The organism is Escherichia sp. E1V33 (assembly GCF_004211955.1).
GTDB lineage: Bacteria > Pseudomonadota > Gammaproteobacteria > Enterobacterales > Enterobacteriaceae > Escherichia.
In genome coordinates this window covers 21180-39673 of sequence record NZ_RHJI01000001.1, presented here as the reverse complement: position 1 = coordinate 39673, position 18494 = coordinate 21180, and the positions used below count along the sequence as shown (strand labels likewise).

Annotated in this window: 8 protein-coding genes; 6 read left to right on the top strand and 2 right to left on the bottom strand. The window is 54.5% G+C overall.

Features of this window, described 5'->3' with window-relative positions; translation table 11 throughout:
• Positions 1-228: 228 nt before the first annotated feature.
• The 4 genes from D9742_RS00140 to D9742_RS00125 all read left to right on the top strand — a co-directional run bounded on the left by D9742_RS00140 (position 229) and on the right by D9742_RS00125 (position 13902).
• Positions 229-9078: a BapA/Bap/LapF family large adhesin gene (locus D9742_RS00140; protein ID WP_130235599.1), complete on the top strand. Its 8850-nt coding sequence runs from the start codon at positions 229-231 to the stop codon at positions 9076-9078.
• Positions 9079-9153: 75 nt separating this feature from the next.
• A complete protein-coding gene (locus D9742_RS00135; RefSeq protein ID WP_130235598.1) occupies positions 9154-10557 on the top strand; it encodes a TolC family outer membrane protein in 1404 nt (467 codons plus the stop codon).
• Positions 10554-12731, top strand: a complete 2178-nt coding sequence (locus tag D9742_RS00130) for a type I secretion system permease/ATPase (protein WP_130235597.1) — start codon at positions 10554-10556, stop codon at positions 12729-12731. The genes D9742_RS00135 and D9742_RS00130 overlap by 4 nt, the downstream gene beginning before the upstream one ends.
• A 7-nt stretch (positions 12732-12738) precedes the next feature.
• On the top strand, positions 12739-13902 hold the full coding sequence (locus tag D9742_RS00125; protein WP_130235699.1) for an HlyD family efflux transporter periplasmic adaptor subunit: 1164 nt from the start codon (positions 12739-12741) through the stop codon (positions 13900-13902).
• 119 nt (positions 13903-14021) lie between these two features.
• Here the strand turns inward: D9742_RS00125 and D9742_RS00120 are convergent, their stop codons facing one another.
• Positions 14022-15215, bottom strand: coding sequence for an NAD(P)/FAD-dependent oxidoreductase (locus D9742_RS00120; protein ID WP_130235596.1), 1194 nt, complete (start codon positions 15213-15215; stop codon positions 14022-14024).
• Between the two features lie 230 nt (positions 15216-15445).
• Between D9742_RS00120 and pitA the strand changes: the two genes are divergently transcribed.
• Complete coding sequence (gene pitA, locus D9742_RS00115) at positions 15446-16945, top strand: inorganic phosphate transporter PitA (protein ID WP_130235595.1); 1500 nt, start codon at positions 15446-15448, stop codon at positions 16943-16945.
• Positions 16946-17012: 67 nt separating this feature from the next.
• On the opposite strand, the gene uspB is transcribed toward pitA, so the two are convergent.
• A complete protein-coding gene (gene uspB, locus D9742_RS00110; protein WP_000626187.1) occupies positions 17013-17348 on the bottom strand; it encodes a universal stress protein UspB in 336 nt (111 codons plus the stop codon).
• 390 nt (positions 17349-17738) lie between these two features.
• Between uspB and uspA the strand changes: the two genes are divergently transcribed.
• On the top strand, positions 17739-18173 hold the full coding sequence (uspA, locus tag D9742_RS00105) for a universal stress protein UspA (RefSeq protein ID WP_000323571.1): 435 nt from the start codon (positions 17739-17741) through the stop codon (positions 18171-18173).
• Positions 18174-18494 lie beyond the last annotated feature (321 nt).

The window sequence follows — 18494 nt, the reverse complement described above, 5'->3', positions numbered from 1 at the left end:
AAATTTGCATAAATCTATCTTTCTGACTATATCATCTAATACAAAAGAACTAGTCCATCAAAATAAGACAGGACTTACAAAATAAAATCCAGCTCTCTGCGCCGCCCGTAATTAATAGTGTCTAAAGAAATTCATCCAGGATGATGTATGTAATCGCTCGTCTGAAATTTAGACCTGGGTTAGTTGAAAACAGCTACTACGAGAGCAAAGATCATCAGGAGTGAAGAAATGCAGCAGCTTACTGTTGTCTCAAAATTGACGGGTGTTTCCAGCGATGTTCAGGCTTCTGAAATTAACCTTAATGCACCGTCCATTATTAAACTTGCGGTCTCTCGCGATGAAATCAGCAAACTGGCGCGGGTAAACCAGGATCTGGTTATTACTCTCCATTCTGGTGAAACAATTGTTTTAAAAAACTTTTACGTAACCAACGATCAGGGGGCCAGTCAGCTTGTTCTGCAAGAGGATAACGGGACGCTGTGGTGGGTACAGGATACCGACGGTGCATTTCATTTTCAGCCCATTGATGATTTAACACCGCTCATGTCTGGTGAAAGCAGCCATGAAGGGGGAGCGGTTTGGCCGTGGCTTCTGGGTGGCGCAGCGGTCGCAGGAGGTGTGGCAATAGCAGCCAGCAGTGGTGGCGGCGGTGGAAGCTCTCATCATGATGATCCGGGCAACGGTAATCCTGGCGGTGGGGATGGTGGAACTGATGACGGTGGTGATCCGGGAAACGGTTTTCCTGGCGAGGGAGGATCAGATGATGGAAATGGCACGACGCCTCCCAGTGCTCCGGAGATAACTGGCATTACAGATAATACGGGTTCGATTACAGGAACAGTGCCTGCCAATGGCGTTACCGATGACGCTACACCGACCCTGAGCGGTAGAGGCACTGCGGGTAATATCATTTCTGTTTATGACAGTAATGGCGTACTACTGGGTAAAACAGAAGTCGCCAGTAACGGTACCTGGAGTTTTACCCCGAACACCCCGTTAGGCGAAGGCGAACATAATCTGACAATTACCCAGACCGATGCTGACGGGAACGTCAGCTCGGCAACGACTGTTCCTCCGTTTAACGTCGATACCACGCCCCCCTCGGCAGTCACTAATCCAACAGTTAACAGCGAAGGTACAATAGTTTCCGGTACTACCGAACCGGGTAACACCGTAGTAATTGTCGATAGCAATGGCGATACCGTGGGAAGCGGCATCGCAAACTCAGACGGCAAATTTAACATTCCCATTACCCCGCCTCAGACGAATGGGGAAATACTGACTATTATCGCCACCGACCCTGCAGGAAATATCGGTACCCCCACAGGTGTGACAGCTCCCGACACAACCGCCCCTGCTGCCCCGGAAAATGTCTTAGTGGCAGAAAACGGCACCTCTGTAAGCGGCACTGCCGAACCTGGCAGTACCGTGACTATTACCGACAGCAGCGGCAATAAACTGGGCGATGCGCAAGCGGATGGCAACGGTAATTTCACCGTTCCGCTGTTCCCTAACCAGACCACTGGCGATACGCTGACGGCTGTGGCAACCGATCCTGTGGGTAATAACAGCCCTGGCTCATCCGCTACCGCACCCACGATTGCAGATACTACCGCGCCTGCCGCGCCGGAAAATGTTCTGGTCGCGATTGATGGTACCTCTGTGAGCGGTACTGCTGAACCTGGCAGCACGGTCCATATTAAAGACAGTGAGGGTAATGACCTCGGTGAAGCGATGGCCGATATTAATGGCAATTTCACCGTTGCGTTGACGCCTGCGTTAACTGATGGCGAAACCGTTGAGGCCAGCGCTACCGACAGTAGCGGCAATACCGGGCCGGGAACCACGGCGACGGCACCGGATCTCACCGCTCCGCCCGCGCCAGTTATTACCCAAATTACCGACGATGTTGCAGGCAATATCGGCGCTATCTCAAACGGCGGCCTGACCAACGACGATAAACCGCAAATCAGTGGCACTGCGGCGGCTGGCTCGCTGGTGAAGATTTATGATAACGGCACCTTGCTGACAACGGTCACCGCCGATGGCGACGGCAACTGGTTATGGACACCGACAACGGCACTCGCTCAGGGAAGTCACACCCTGAGCTTTACCGCCAGCGATGCCAGCAATAACACCAGTGGCAGCACTACCTGGAGTTTATTTGTCGATAGCGTGGCCCCCACGGCCCCAACCATTACACTGGTGAATGATGATGTCGGTTCGATTACCGGCAACGTGGCAAATAACAATGGGGCAACCGACGATACCCGCCCGACCATTTCAGGAACGGGCGAACCCGGCTCGCTGGTAAGCCTCTATGATAATGGCATCCTGTTAACCACTGTACTTATCGGCACGTCTGGCTCCTGGAGTTACGCTGTCGCAGCTAATCAGGCATTTACCCCTGGCGAACATCGGTTAACGGTTACTTCACTCGACGCAGCAGGCAACAGCACCGCACAGCCTGCCGTTATCACCATCAACGTTGATACCTCGAAACCCGACGCACCGACCATTGCCACCGCGACGGATGATGTCGGTAGCATTCAGGGCAATCTCCTGACCGAAAGCCGTTCGGATGACAATCTACCGGTGCTGAACGGTACAGGCCCGGAAGGGACGAGCATCACGCTGTATGATGGCGATATCCCCATCGCCACCTTTGCCGTTCCGGCGGGCGGCAACTGGAGTTATCAACTGACTCAACCGTTGAGCGAAGGTTCCCATACGCTGACAGCCATCGCCACCAACGCCGCCGGAACGGCCAGCAATGCTGGCACCTTTATTCTGACCATCGATACCACGCCGCCACCCGCGCCAGTGATTCTGGCGGCCGAAGGGCTTGTCGGCGATACCTCACACTCTCTCAATAATGGCGGCAGTACAAAAAGCACATCGCCAGAGCTCACCGGCAGCGGTGAACCTGGCGCGACCATCACTGTTTACGATAACGACACAGAAATTGGCACAGCCGTCGTTCAGACTGACGGCACATGGAGCTTCACGCCGCCAGAGGCCCTTGACGAGGGGCAGCATATTTTCACCACCACGGCAACTGACGTCGCAGGTAACACGGGTATCCTGTCGCCTGGCTTCACGCTCAATGTTGATAACACGCCGCCGACGCAGCCAGGTGCGCCGATAATCAGCGACAATCGCGATCCGGTCACCGGTGTTGTCACTAATGGCAATACCAACGACACCACACCAACCTTTAGCGGCACGGGCACCGCAGGTGATGTCATTTCGGTTTATCTTGATGACAACACCACGCCGCTGGGAACGGCAATCGTCGATGCTGACGGCAACTGGAGCTTTACCCCACAAACTGAACTTCCTGAGGGCAGCTATCAGATAACCATCACGGCAACCGATCCGGCGGGCAATATCAGCGAGCCGTCGACGGCAATTTCGCTCAATATCGATCTCACCCCACCTGCTGCACCGACCATTGATACTGTCAATGATAATGCGGGCACCTACACGGGCAATCTGGCAAACGGGGCGATCACCGACGACAACACGCCGACCATCAATGGTCGCGGCATCGATGGCACAACAATCACCTTATACAATGGCACTACGGTTATCGGCACAGCCACGGTGACCGAGGGTCAGTGGAGTATTACCCCAACAACCCCGCTGACCAATGGTAGCTACACGCTGACCGCCAGAGCGACCGATGCGGCAGGCAACCCCAGCGGCGATTCCAACAGCGTATCGTTTAGCGTGAATACCACGCCGCTACTGGTAACCGATATTGAGGATGATGTGGCGGCAATTACCGGGCCGTTAACCAATGGCGGCCTGACCAACGATACCTCGCCAACAGTGAGCGGCAGCGGGATCCCCGGCTCGACTATTGCGATTTATAACAATAATGGGGCCGTTCCCGTGGCGACGGTTACCGTCGGGGAAAATGGCACCTGGTCGGTGGATGTTCCATTAACGAACGGTGTAAACGCCCTCACCTTCATAGCCCAGGACAGCAACGGTAATGCCATTTCGTCGGCAACACCCGTCACGCTCAATCTTGATACCGTAGCGCCTGATGCGCCAGAAGTGACCTTTGTCGCCGACGATGGCACCAGAATCAGCGGTGTGGCAGAAGCAGGCAGTACGGTAATTATCTATAGCGGCGACACCGTGCTCGGCAGCGCCGTGGCTAATGCCACAACCGGCGAATACAGCGTTACGCTCTCTCCGGCACAAACCTCTGGCGCGGCCCTGATTGCTATCGCACAGGATGCGGCAGGCAACCTGGGGCCAGGCACACCGTTTACTGCGTCAAACTCGGGCCTGCCGTTACCGCCTACGCTTGAAGTGGTTGATGATGTGGCGCCAGGTCTGGGCGTTACCGGCAACGGAAGCACCACTAACGATACGCTGCCGCTACTGCGGGGAACCGCCGAAGCGGGAGCTGTGGTGACGATTTATCAAAATGGTGATGAGCTGACCACGGTCACCGCCGATGGCAGCGGCAACTGGAGCTACCAGCTAACCGAGCCGCTGAGCGAGGGCGGCACTTACAACTTTACCGCCTCGCAGCTCACCAGCGATGGCAGTAGCGGTCAATCACCCAATTATGCCATCACCATTGATACCGTCGCGCCCGTTGCGCCAACGATCACCAGCATTACGGATGACGTTTCGCCAGATATCGGTACGGTCGCTAATGGCGAGGCAACGAACGATCCGCTGCCGACGCTGAACGGCACGGCGGAAGCGAACGCCCTTATCACTATTTATGACAACGGCGCAGAAATAGGCACCACCAGCGCCGATAGTGACGGCAACTGGCGCTTTACGCCGCAAACGACGCCGGGGGAAGGCGACCATACGTTTACTGTCCGCGCCAGCGACGGCGCGGGTAACCTGAGCGATCCTTCCGCGCAATACACCATTACCATTACGACAACGTTACCAGACGCCCCGCTGATTAATTCGGTAACCGATAACGTCGGCAGCGAGCAAGTTCTGACCTCCGGGCAGATTACCAACGACAACACCCCTACCCTTGAGGGTACTACGGCTGCCAATGCGCTGGTGACCATCCGCGATAACGGCGCTGTCATTGGCACGACCACAGCCGATGAAAATGGCAACTGGAACTACACCCCCACGACACCGCTGGGTGAGGGCTTCCATGCGCTGACCGCGACGGTCACCGACGCGGCGGGTAACGTCAGCAATCCCACCTCTGCGTTTGAACTGGTGGTCGATACACTGCCACCTGCCATCCCGGTCATTACCACGGTGATTGATGACCAGCCAGGCAGCAGCCAACTCAATAACGGGCAGCTCACTAACGACGCGCAACCCACCCTGAACGGCACAGCTGAAGCCAACGCCACTATTACTATTTTTGATAATGGTACGGAAATTGGCACCACCCGTGCCGACGATGACGGCAACTGGAGCTTTACGCCTGATGAGGCGCTGGATCAGGGCGAGCATCGCTTTACGGTGGCAGCAACGGATAGCGCCGGGAATACAGGCGGAGAATCAACGCCATTCACGATTAAGCTGGATTCCATGGCACCGCTGGCGCCAACGCTTGTGACAGTGCAGGATCATACCACGCCGGTGACAGGCACCATCGCCAACGGTCAAACCACCAATGAAACCCGCCCGGCGCTCAGCGGCACCGGGGAAGTGGGCGCAACCATCACGGTTCTCAGCGATGGCGTCGCAATTGGCACCACCATGGTCAACGCTCAGGGCAACTGGAGCTTAACGCCGCAAACACCGCTGGGCGAGGGCTTCCATACGCTGACCGTCACCGCCACTGACAGCGCCGGTAATACCAGCCCAGCATCGCCAGACTTTACCCTGACGGTGGACACCGTACTGCCCGCCGTACCCACACTTTCGTCTGTTGTGGATGATGTGGCCGGGGGCGTCTTTAATGGGCCGTTGGCTAACGGGCAAGCCACCAACGACGCGCGCCCTGAACTCAGCGGAACCGCCGAAGCGAACGCCACCATCAATATTTATGACAACGACACCCTAATCACCAGCGTGACGGCGGATGAGGACGGGAACTGGACTTACACCCCAGCGGAAGATTTAGCCCAGGGGTCACATGCGTTTGCGATTTCTGCGACCGATGCCGCAGGTAATACCAGCGGTATGTCGCTGGAAACCACCATTGTGGTTGATACCACACCACCGCCCTCTCCCACGGCGCAAATGAGTGCCGATGGCAGCACCATCAACGGTATTGCCGAAGCGGGAAGCACCGTCACCATCACCTTACCGGGTGGTACAACTGTCACGGCGACGGCGAATAACAACGGTGTTTACAGCGTAACGCTGCCGGTGCGGCAAATAGACGGCGAAGTGCTTTCGGTAAGCGCAACGGATGCGGCGGGCAACAGCTCTCCGGCCATTTCAGTAACCGCACCGATAGTGCCACTGCTGGCTGAAGACAACGTGATTAACCTGGCGCTGCAAACCAACGCCAGCATTACCAATGAACACCATAGCGATTACGGTTTCCTGCTGGTTAATGCCCTGGGAACGGTCGCAGATGTGCTGGGCACCGACACCGCAGCGGTGAATTTCAGTATTGATGAAGGCGGTAGCGGCGCTATCACCATCAATGCCGCCGCAACCGGCGTGGTGCTGTCGTTGTTAAGCACAATGGAGATTGTCATTCAGCGTTTTGATACCGAACTCAACGCCTGGGTCACCATTGTCGATACCGCCAAACCGCAGTTTGCTGATTTGCTCACTCTCGGCGCATCGGGCGTTACGCTCAACTACGACGGTCTCTCCGGTGGCGATTATCGGGTCGTTAGCTATAACACCAGCCTGCTGGCAACCGGCGCGTATACCAGTCTGGATGTTTCGCTGGCGAAAACCAGCGCAGGAACGCTTACCGGCGAATTAACCGATACCGGCAACGTGATTACCGATATCGATCCCGGCAATGGTCAGGATAACGCCCCTGCCGGAACCTTAGTGACATCTGTCACCGATGCTACCGGTAATGTGATTACTGTACCTTCCGGCGGTATAGATGTGCAGGGGCAATTCGGCTTCCTGCATATTAACCAGGACGGGAGCTACACCTATACACTGACCAATACCTCGGCATCGGTTTATGGGCGTAGCGAAAGTTTCACCTACACACTCAGCCACGATGGCGCTCAGTCCTCAGCGAAACTGGTCGTGACGCTGGGAGACGCGCCAGCACCGGGTAGCGTCACCGCCGCCGATGACAGCGCCTCACTCATCTTTAATACCCAGGTGAGTGCAACCGACAACGGCCCGTCGGATCAAACGGGCTTTACGCTTGCAAGCGTAGGCCTTGGCAATCTGCTGGATGTCAGCCTGGTGGAAGGGCTGACCGATCCCATTATTTTCAACGTTGAGGAGGGCGAAACCCGCACCATTACGGTTCAGGCAAGCGTTCTTGGCGTGACCCTTGGCGGTTTTGATCTCTACATCTATCGCTTTAACGATGCCATTCAACAGTATGAACAATACCGGGTAGAACCACGCTGGGTCACGGCACTGTTGGGCGGTGGCTCAACGCCGTTAACCGTCACGCTACCGGGCGGTGACTATCTGTTCCTGCTCAACTCCTCCGGCGGTCTGGCGCTGGCGACGTTTTATAATCTCGATATTCAGGCCGATCACAGCTACGCCGTCAGTTCGCTTGCCGGAACCACTCAGGGAGAGATTCTGACTAACGACTCGGCGCCAGCAGGTACGGTCGTTACCGCCGTCAATGGCGTGGCGATTGCGGCGACGGGCACCACGGAAATTGAAGGGCAATATGGCACGCTGACCATCGACGCTGCCGGGAATTACAGCTATACCCTGCGTAGCGGTATTGGCGCAGACAGCATTAAAACGCCAGACAGCTTTGTTTACACAGTAACCGCGCCGAACGGCGATACCAGCAGCGCCTCGCTGAATATCACCGCCACGCCACAGCCGCTGGATGCGGTGAATGACACCAGCAGTCTGATGCCGGTCACCACATTGCAGGATACCTCGCAGAGCTTTACGGATAACAGCGTGGGGAATGCCTCGTGGGCGGCAAAACTGTTATCCGCCACATCTGGTTCCGGTAGCGGAATCATTGAAGTCGCCGCCGGAACCGCCGTCCATAACGCAGTGTTGCACTTTAATGTCTCCTCACTCTTATCGCTGGGCGGTTTAACCGTTAACTGGACTCTGCTTGACAGTAATGGCGCTCAGGTAACTGCCGGTTCGTTTAATGGTGGCCTGCTGCTCGGCGGCAATCTCGATATTCCATTGACCGGCATTGACTTACATGCGGGTAACTATCAGCTGCATTATGTGGGTAATGTCGGCGCGTTAGGCGTAGGCCAAATCACCGTTACCCCGAGTCTGCGCGGCACGCTGGTCGATCTGGATAACTTCGAAACCAGCGGCAGCAACAGTGTCACGGGCAATATTTATGACGATGACCATATTGCCAGCGTCCATACCCTTCTCACGGTCACTGGCGCGGGCGGCAGTAGTGCAACGCTTGATCCCCAGAGCGGCAGTGAGGCAACCGCCACCATCAACGGTAAGTACGGCGTACTGACTATGGGGCTGGACGGGAACTACACCTACCAACTCAACAGCGGCGTTTCACTGGCTAACATCACCTCGAAGGAGACCTTCACCTACACCCTCAATGACCAAAACGGGCACAGCGACAGCGCCACGCTAACCATTGAGATGAACCCGCAGGTGGTCAGCACCGCCGAAGCCGACCGCGTTATCGGCAGCGCCTACGGCGATACGTTGATCTATGAGCTACTCAATACCACCGATGCCACCGGCGGGAACGGCACCACGGATAGCTGGAGCAACTTCTCGCTGGCACAGGGCGACAAGATCGATATTGGCGATCTGTTAGTCGGCTGGAACGGCGATAACGCAACCCTTGGCAACTATCTCAGCGTCACCAGCAACGGCAGCAACACGGTGATCGCCATTGACCGCGACGGCAGCGGCGCCACCTTCAACTCAACCAACCTCGTGACCCTGGAGAACGTCACCACCACGCTCGATGAGTTAATTCAACAAAATCACATTGTGACCTGACAAAAACGCGAAACAGCCCCGGAGGCGATGACCGCCGGGGCAACGGTAGTTATTTTGATTTTCAAAGGGATAGTTATGGGAAAAATGGCCTGCGTCGCGGCATTAGTGACATTGGCGCTCAGTTGCGGGCGTCTCAATGCACAAGAACTACCGATCTCCTCTGAAACCCTCGCCGCAGACCAGATGCTACCCGCTCTCGATGGCTCGGCGGCGCAATTACCGCTCAGCCCGGCAGCGCCAGGAACATTAACGCTTAATGAGGCGGTCGATCGTGCAGTGAACTGGCATCCTTCAATCAGCGAAGCCGTCGGCAAATTACTGTCGCAAAATGAACAGATTGAAGTGGCGAAAGCAAAATACTACCCACAGATTAGCGCCGGGGTGAACAACGGCTACAGCAATACCTATCTCGATCACGGTTACAGCCCCGCGCTGGTGTTGTCGATCTCCCAAATGCTCTATGACTTCGGCAAAGTCGCAAGCCAGGTGCGCGCCGAAAGCGCAGGCGCTGCCGAAGAGCAGGCCAACGTGTTGTTGAGTATTGATAGCGTGGCGCATGAAACGGCAAACGCCATTGTACAGGTGCAGGCGGCGCAGCAGATGGTCGAAACAGCGGAAGAACAACTGGTTGCGCTTAACGGTATCGGCAAACTGACCCGGCAGCGCAACGATGAAGGCGCCACATCGATGTCTGACGTGGTGCAAACCGATGCGCGAATCGAGGCGGCACGCTCGCAACTGGCACAGTATCAAGCCGATCTCGACAGCGCTAAAGCCTCGCTGATGAGTATGCTTGGCTGGAACTCGCTCAACGCCATCAGCAATGATTTCCCCCAAAAACTGGACGGTAGCTGTGAGCAAGCCAAACCCGACGATCGCTTAGTCCCCGCCGTGTTAGCGGCCTGGGCGCAGGCAAATGTAGCGCAGGCTAATCTCGATTACGCCAATGCGCAAATGACGCCCACCATCTCGCTGGAACCGTCCGTTCAGCACTATCTCAACGACAAATACCCCAGCCACGATGTGCTCGATAAAACGCAATATACCGCGATGGTCAAAGTGGAGATGCCCATCTATCAGGGCGGCGGGCTGACCGCGCGGCGTAACGCCGCCAGCCACGCAGTGGAATCGGCACAATCGGCAATTCAACGCACCCGCCTTGAGGTGCGGCGAAAACTGCTGGATTCACGCAGCCAGTCAATGAGCCTCGCCAGCGCGTTACAAATTCTGCGCCGCCAGCAACAGCTCAGCGAACGCACGCGCGAACTGTATCAACAGCAATATCTCGATCTCGGTTCGCGCCCGTTGCTGGATGTGCTCAACGCCGAGCAGGAAGTGTATCAGGCTCGTTTTGCAGAACTGCAAATCCAGAGCCAGCTTCGGCAGTTGCAACTGAACTGCCTGTATAACACCGGCACGCTGCGTCAGGCATTTGCCCTCAACAACCGCCGCATTCAGTCCGTGGAGATCCAGCCATGACCCGCACCGCGCCGCCGTTTAACCAGGTTTGTGATGAACGCGTCCTCAGCCAGTGGGCGCGAGCCATCAGCCATACTGCCAGCCATTACCGCATCGCCTGCTCACCGGGAGCGATTCAGGCTAACGCTCCGTGGTTTGCCGGGAAAAATAAAACGCAGGCCCTGACCCAGCTGGCGCGCCAGGGCGGCCTCTCCTTTCATCTTCTCGAGGCAGACAATCCCGATTTTAATCAGTGGCGCTTACCGCTGGTGGCTGAGTTAAAAAATGGGCAACTGATTGTTATCGAAAACTTTAACGGTGAAGATGCGCTGGATGTGTTTATCACAGGCGAAGAAGAAGGCCAACGCAACCGCCTCACTCTCAGCCAGCTATTACCGGAGATCGGCACCCTCACGGCACTGCGCCCGCTCTCGGCACTGAAAGACCGTCGCGTCGACAGCTATATTTCCCGCTTTAAGCCCGACTGGATGCGCGAACTGGTGATGCAGGATGTTCGCCCGTATCTGCCGGTGATGATTGCCGCATTTTTGATTAATGTTCTTTCGCTGGCCGGGATCGTCTTTTCCATGCAGGTGTACGATCGGGTGATCCCCGCGCAATCTTATCCCACGCTGTATGTGCTCTCGCTGGGCGTGCTGGTCGCAGTGATATTTGGCTTTTTGCTGCGCGAAGCGCGTACTCACATTATGGATGTGCTCGGCAAACGCGCCGATATGCGTATTTCCGACCGCGTATTCAGCCACGCCCTGCGGCTACGAAACAGCGCCATCCCCCGCTCCACCGGCAGCTTTATTTCCCAACTGCGCGAGCTGGAACAGATCCGCGAGATGATCACCTCCTCCACGCTTTCGACCATTGTCGATCTGCCATTTTTCTTCTTGTTTATCATCGTGCTGGCGATTATCGCCCCACCGCTGGCGTGGATCGCCCCGGTCGCAGCCTTGCTGATGATTTTGCCAGGGCTTTTGTTGCAGAAAAAACTGGCCGTACTGGCGAATCAGGCGGCGCACGAAGCAACGTTGCGCAATGCCGTGCTGGTCGAGAGCGTACAGGGGCTGGAAGATATCAAACTGATGCAGGCAGAAAACCGTTTTTTGCAGCAATGGAACAGTTACATCCGTATCACGGGCGAGTCTGGCTTACGCACCCGCCGACTGACGCAGGGGTTAATCAACTGGGGGATGTCGGTTCAAAGCCTGGTTTACGCGGCGGTAATTATGTTCGGCGCGCCAATGGTGATTGATGGCACCCTGACCACCGGAGCCGTGGTGGCGGCATCAATGCTCGGTTCGCGGATGATTGCGCCGATGGCAAATCTCTGCGGCGTGCTGGCCCGCTGGCAGCAGGTCAAAGCAGCCAAAACGGGACTCGACAGCATTATGCAACTACCCAGTGAAACCGGAGGCGACGAAAACCGGGTGCATCAGGAAATCTTCCACGGTCACTATGTTTTTGAGAATGCGCAGTTTCGCTACCACCATGAAGATCAACGCATTCCACTTCGGATCTCACATCTGGAAATCAGGCCCGGCGAGAGGCTTGCAATCCTCGGTCGTAACGGTGCCGGAAAATCAACGCTATTACAGGCGCTGGCAGGCGGCATGGAGCTGGTTGAAGGGGATGTCCGTCTTGATTGTCTCAGTTTGTCGCAAATCGATATGGCGGATTTACGCCGCAACATAGGCTTCCTCAGCCAGAACGCCCGCCTGTTTTATGGCACGCTGCGGGAAAATTTAACGCTTGGCGCTCCACATGCCAGCGATGCGCAGCTCTTCGAGGCGCTGGAGATAAGCGGCGGCGCAACGTTTGTTAAGCGGCTGGCAAAAGGGCTGGATCACCCGGTGATGGAAGGCGGTAATGGCTTATCGGGTGGGCAGCGGCAGTCGATTCTACTGGCACGTATGTTATTGCGATCGCCAAACATTGTCCTGCTGGATGAACCCAGCGCCGCGCTGGATGAGCATACCGAGCGGGAGTTTATCCAGCGGATGATCCCCTGGCTTGGCAACCGCACGCTCATCGTTGCAACTCATCGGGTGCCGATTCTTGAACTGGTTGAGCGCGTAGTGGTGCTAAAAGAAGGGCAACTGGTGATGGACGCACCGAAAGCACAGGCACTCAGCGGCAGCCGGGCAAACGCAAAGGAGTGGAAGAATGAAAACCAGTCCGCATGATACTGCAATGGAAGATCTGGATATCCGCCGCGAGCGCGAGTTTTCCGGGGCCAGCCGGATTATTTTTCTCTGCACGCTGTTGTTTGCCATCCTTGGCGTCTGGGCCTGGTTTGGTAAAGTCGATGAAGTCTCCACCGGCAATGGAAAAGTGATCCCCAGCTCCCGCGAGCAAATTTTGCAATCGCTGGATGGCGGTATTCTGGCAGAGCTCACCGTCCGTGAAGGCGACCGGGTAGAGGCGAATCAAGTCGTGGCTCGCCTCGATCCGACTCGCTCACAATCAAATGTCGGAGAAAGCGCAGCAAAATATCGTGCCTCTCTGGCTTCCAGTGCGCGTTTGACCGCTGAAGTGAACGATTTACCGCTCACTTTCCCGGCCTCGCTCAACAACTGGCCAGAACTGCTCGCCTCTGAAACTCGCCTGTATAAAAGCCGCCGTGCGCAACTGGCAGACACCGAAGCCGAACTGCGGGAAGCCCTGGTTTCGGTCAATAAAGAGTTGCAAATCACCCAGCGGCTACAAAAAAGCGGTGCCGCCAGCCATGTTGAAGTGCTACGCCTGCAACGACAAAAAAGCGATTTAGGATTAAAAATCACTGACTTGCGCGCGCAATATTACGTTCAGGCACGCGAAGCCTTATCGAAAGCGAATGCCGAAGTGGAAATGCTCTCAGCAATTATTAAAGGCCGTGAGGATTCCGTCACCCGCCTCACCGTGCGCTCTCCCATGCGTGGCATCGTCAAAAACATCAAAGTCACCACCATTGGCGGCGTCATTCCCCCCAACGGTGAGATGATGGAAATTGTCCCCGTCGACGATCGCCTGCTGATTGAAACGCGCCTCTCACCGCGCGATATCGCCTTTATTCACCCCGGACAGAGAGCACTGGTCAAAATCACCGCCTGGGATTACGCCATCTACGGTGGTCTTGAAGGGGTAGTGGAAACCATCTCACCCGACACCATCCAGGATGAAGTAAAACCAGAAATCTTCTACTACCGCGTGTTTATCCGCACCCACCAGGATTACCTGCAAAACAAGTTGGGACGACGCTTTTCCATCGTGCCGGGGATGATCGCCACGGTAGACATCAAAACCGGCGAAAAAACCATCGTCGACTATTTAATCAAACCGTTCAATCGGGCCAGAGAAGCGTTACGAGAGCGTTAAACATCATGACAAAAAGCACGTTCGCAGGCTGACTGCCATATTGATGCTACACCGTGGGTAAACCACGTTGAGCGGCTATGGCAGGCACTTCACGACGCCATAGCCCTATACCACAAGGCTTATTTTGCTACCAAATCCTGCGCACAGGCCCAGGCACTCGACCAGGCCCACTGGAAGTTATAGCCACCAAGCCAGCCAGTCACATCCATGACTTCACCAATAAAGTACAAACCCGGCACTTTACGTGCTTCCATTGTCCGTGATGAGAGTTCGTTAGTATCCACACCGCCAAGGGTAACTTCAGCGGTACGGTAACCTTCCGTACCATTTGGCTGTACACGCCATTCGGTGAGCGTGGGGATAAGCGCCTGCTGCTGACGAACATTCAACTGCTTTAAAGCCACATCCGGGATTTGCCCCAACTGTTGCAGGCACTCTACCAGACGTTTTGGCAGATGAATCGCCAGCGTATTTTTCAGGCTTTGATTCGGATGCGCCTGGCGTTGCTCATTGAGAAACGCATCGACATCGATATCGGGCAATAAGTTAACTGTTACAAACTCACCGGGTTGCCAGTAACTGGAAATTTGTAGCACTGCCGGACCGGAAAGGCCACGGTGGGTAAAGAGAAGATTTTCACGAAAGACTTTGCCGTTTTCCGCCGTGATAACGGATGGCACCGAAACGCCTGCCAGAACGTGTAGTTGTTCGAGTAATGGCTTATGTAAGGTAAATGGCACCAGCCCGGCACGGGTCGGCAATACCTTAAGACCAAATTGCTCGGCAATTTTATAACCCAATGGCGAGGCACCAAGACCAGGCATCGAAAGCCCACCGCTGGCGATAACTAATTTATCTGCCGCCACGCTGGCACCGTTTAGTTCAATGATGAATCCATCTTCACCACGACTGACACTCAATACTTCACTGCGAAGTCGGAATGTCACATTGCCCTTCTCACACTCAGCCACCAGCATGTCGACAATCTGCTGAGCGGAGTCATCACAGAAGAGTTGCCCTAACGTTTTCTCGTGCCAGCCGATGCCGTGTTTATTGACCAGATCAATGAAATCCCACTGGGTAAAACGCGCGAGTGCAGACTTACAAAAATGTGGATTTTGGCTCAGATAGGCACCTGGTTCGACATAAAGGTTGGTAAAGTTGCAGCGCCCACCGCCAGACATGAGGATTTTGCGCCCTGGTTTTTTACCATTATCGATCAGCAGAACCCGGCGTCCTGCCTGACCTGCCAGCGCAGAACAGAACATACCCGCCGCACCAGCGCCTATAATAATGGCATCAAACCTTTCCACGTTGCGCTCCTCTTAGAAAAAATGGGCGTGAATTGTAAAGATTCCTCAGTGGCCGCACCAGCGTCAATATTACTTAGGGGAAGTATTTATCTGAATTATATAAGATAATTATTTTTTGCGCGAAATTCATACAGGAGGCAAATCAAAAAAATCTATATTTCACTTTGCCCGCGCCGCGAAAGTCACTGATAATGCGCCGCGTTCATGTCCTCAAAATGGCGTAACGTCCTATGCTACATTTGTTTGCTGGCCTGGATTTGCATACCGGGCTGTTATTATTGCTTGCACTGGCTTTTGTGCTGTTCTACGAAGCCATCAATGGTTTCCATGACACAGCCAACGCCGTGGCAACTGTCATCTATACCCGCGCGATGCGTTCTCAGCTCGCTGTGGTTATGGCGGCAGTGTTCAACTTCCTGGGTGTTTTGCTGGGTGGTCTTAGTGTTGCCTATGCCATTGTGCATATGCTGCCGACGGACCTGCTGCTTAATATGGGATCGTCCCATGGTCTTGCCATGGTGTTCTCTATGTTGCTGGCAGCGATTATCTGGAACCTGGGTACCTGGTACTTTGGTTTACCTGCATCCAGCTCCCATACGCTGATTGGCGCGATCATCGGTATTGGTTTAACCAATGCGTTGATGACCGGTACGTCAGTGGTGGATGCACTCAATATCCCGAAAGTATTAAGTATTTTCGCATCTCTGATCGTTTCCCCTATTGTCGGCCTGGTGTTTGCTGGCGGTCTGATTTTCTTGCTGCGTCGCTACTGGAGCGGCACCAAGAAACGCGCCCGTATCCACCTGACCCCAGCGGAGCGTGAAAAGAAAGACGGTAAGAAAAAGCCGCCGTTCTGGACGCGTATCGCGCTGATCCTTTCCGCTATCGGCGTGGCGTTCTCTCACGGCGCGAACGATGGTCAGAAAGGCATTGGTCTGGTTATGTTGGTGCTGATTGGCGTCGCACCAGCGGGCTTCGTGGTGAATATGAATGCCACTGGCTACGAAATCACCCGTACCCGTGATGCCATCAACAATGTGGAAGCTTACTTTGAGCAGCATCCTGCGCTGCTTAAACAGGCGACCGGTGCTGATCAGTTAGTGCCGGCTCCGGAAGCAGGTGCAACACAACCTGCGGAGTTCCACTGCCATCCGTCAAATACCATTAACGCACTCAACCGCCTGAAAGGCATGCTGACTGCCGATGTGGAAAGCTACGACAAGCTGTCGCTTGACCAACGTAGCCAGATGCGCCGCATTATGCTGTGCGTTTCTGACACCATCGACAAAGTGGTGAAATTGCCTGGCGTAAATGCTGACGATCAGCGTCTGTTGAAGAAACTGAAGTCCGATATGCTAAGTACCATCGAGTATGCTCCGGTGTGGATCATCATGGCGGTCGCGCTGGCGTTAGGTATCGGTACGATGATTGGTTGGCGTCGTGTGGCGACCACTATCGGTGAGAAAATCGGTAAGAAAGGCATGACCTACGCTCAGGGGATGTCTGCTCAGATGACGGCGGCAGTGTCCATCGGCCTGGCGAGTTATACCGGGATGCCGGTTTCCACCACTCACGTACTCTCCTCTTCCGTAGCGGGGACGATGGTGGTTGACGGCGGCGGCTTACAGCGTAAAACCGTGACCAGCATTCTGATGGCCTGGGTGTTTACCCTTCCAGCCGCGGTACTGCTTTCCGGTGGGCTGTACTGGCTCTCCTTGCAGTTCCTGTAATCGCACGCATAAAAACGAGCGGGTCAGTTTACTGGCCCGCTTTTTTTATGCGTTATTACCGTGGAGCTTAATGCCAAATCATCAACGCAATCAGGCTTACCACCACCAGGCCACACAATGCGCTGGTCAGAATAAACTGACGACGCACGCGCTCACAGCGACGGATAAACTCATCATCGTGATGATCGCGATAACGTTGGGCATAGATATACCAAACGAGACGCACCTGTTTGTTGGGTTGGCCATGTGAGGTAAAAAAGCCCCCTCCATCAACATATTGATAGAGCAATGGATCGCAATTACGCAGTACCACTAACAACGCGCGTAGTGATGAGAAATAGCGCGCCATGTTAACAATGCAAACGACACATAAAGCCCAAAATAATGCGACGGTGCTTATCATACCCCCTCCCCGGCGACCTGCCCGCGGAGTTCCCCTCCGGGGCTACCGCTCCCGATACGCTGCCAATCAGTTAACACCAGGTCCTGGAGAAACCGCTTTTGTGATGACGAACATCCGAGCGGCTCTATAGATAGTGTAGGAGATTAGGTTGTTTTTTTTCCATAAGGTTAACCACTATCAATACATTCATGTAGAAAATTTGATTATCTGATTGGTAAGCAAGGCGGATTGACGGATCATCCAGGTCGCTATAAGGTAAGGGTGGTCTTTTCACTGAATCTTTACGGCTGGGTTAGCCCCGCGCACGTAGTTCGTAGGACGCGGGTGACGTAACGGCACAAGAAACGCTAGCTGGCCAGTCATCGACAACTTTATGGAAGGAGTAACACTATGGCTTATAAACACATTCTCATCGCGGTCGATCTCTCCCCGGAAAGCAAAGTTCTGGTAGAGAAAGCAGTCTCTATGGCTCGCCCCTACAATGCGAAAGTTTCTCTGATCCACGTAGATGTAAACTACTCTGACCTATACACCGGACTTATTGATGTAAATCTGGGTGACATGCAAAAACGCATTTCCGAAGAGACTCACCATGCATTGACCGAACTCTCCACCAACGCAGGATACCCAATCACTGAAACCCTTAGCGGCAGCGGCGATTTGGGTCAGGTTCTGGTTGATGCGATCAAGAAATACGATATGGACCTGGTTGTTTGTGGTCACCACCAGGACTTCTGGAGCAAACTGATGTCTTCCGCACGTCAGCTGATCAACACCGTTCACGTTGATATGCTGATTGTTCCGCTGCGCGACGAAGAAGAATAATCATCTCCCCCACTTGCTCCTGAACGTCCGCTGATGCGGGCGTTCTGCTTTTTGTGTTGTACCCCGGTTACAAACACAAGAGCGCTCAATCAAGCCGGTATTCATCTGCGGTCAGAAACTTCAACTACGCATCGAATAATTCAAATTTACCCCGCCAAAAACAGCATTTAACGCCATCATAATTCAAACAAACAGCATGATTGTCTGGTTATTTTTTGCTGAGATAGTGCATTAATTCATTCATTGCATCAATATTAAGAATTTTAGACATGTGTAAACTCTTTCGCGCGCAATCACTTACGCGTTCATACTTTTCATGAT

Coding starts and splice junctions, on each gene's coding strand:
- D9742_RS00140 (WP_130235599.1), top strand. CDS start 229: ATGCAGCAGCTTACTGTTGTCTCAAAATTGACGGGTGTTTCCAGCGAT.
- D9742_RS00135 (WP_130235598.1), top strand. CDS start 9,154: ATGGGAAAAATGGCCTGCGTCGCGGCATTAGTGACATTGGCGCTCAGT.
- D9742_RS00130 (WP_130235597.1), top strand. CDS start 10,554: ATGACCCGCACCGCGCCGCCGTTTAACCAGGTTTGTGATGAACGCGTC.
- D9742_RS00125 (WP_130235699.1), top strand. CDS start 12,739: ATGGAAGATCTGGATATCCGCCGCGAGCGCGAGTTTTCCGGGGCCAGC.
- pitA (WP_130235595.1), top strand. CDS start 15,446: ATGCTACATTTGTTTGCTGGCCTGGATTTGCATACCGGGCTGTTATTA.
- uspB (WP_000626187.1), bottom strand. CDS start 17,348: ATGATAAGCACCGTCGCATTATTTTGGGCTTTATGTGTCGTTTGCATT.
- uspA (WP_000323571.1), top strand. CDS start 17,739: ATGGCTTATAAACACATTCTCATCGCGGTCGATCTCTCCCCGGAAAGC.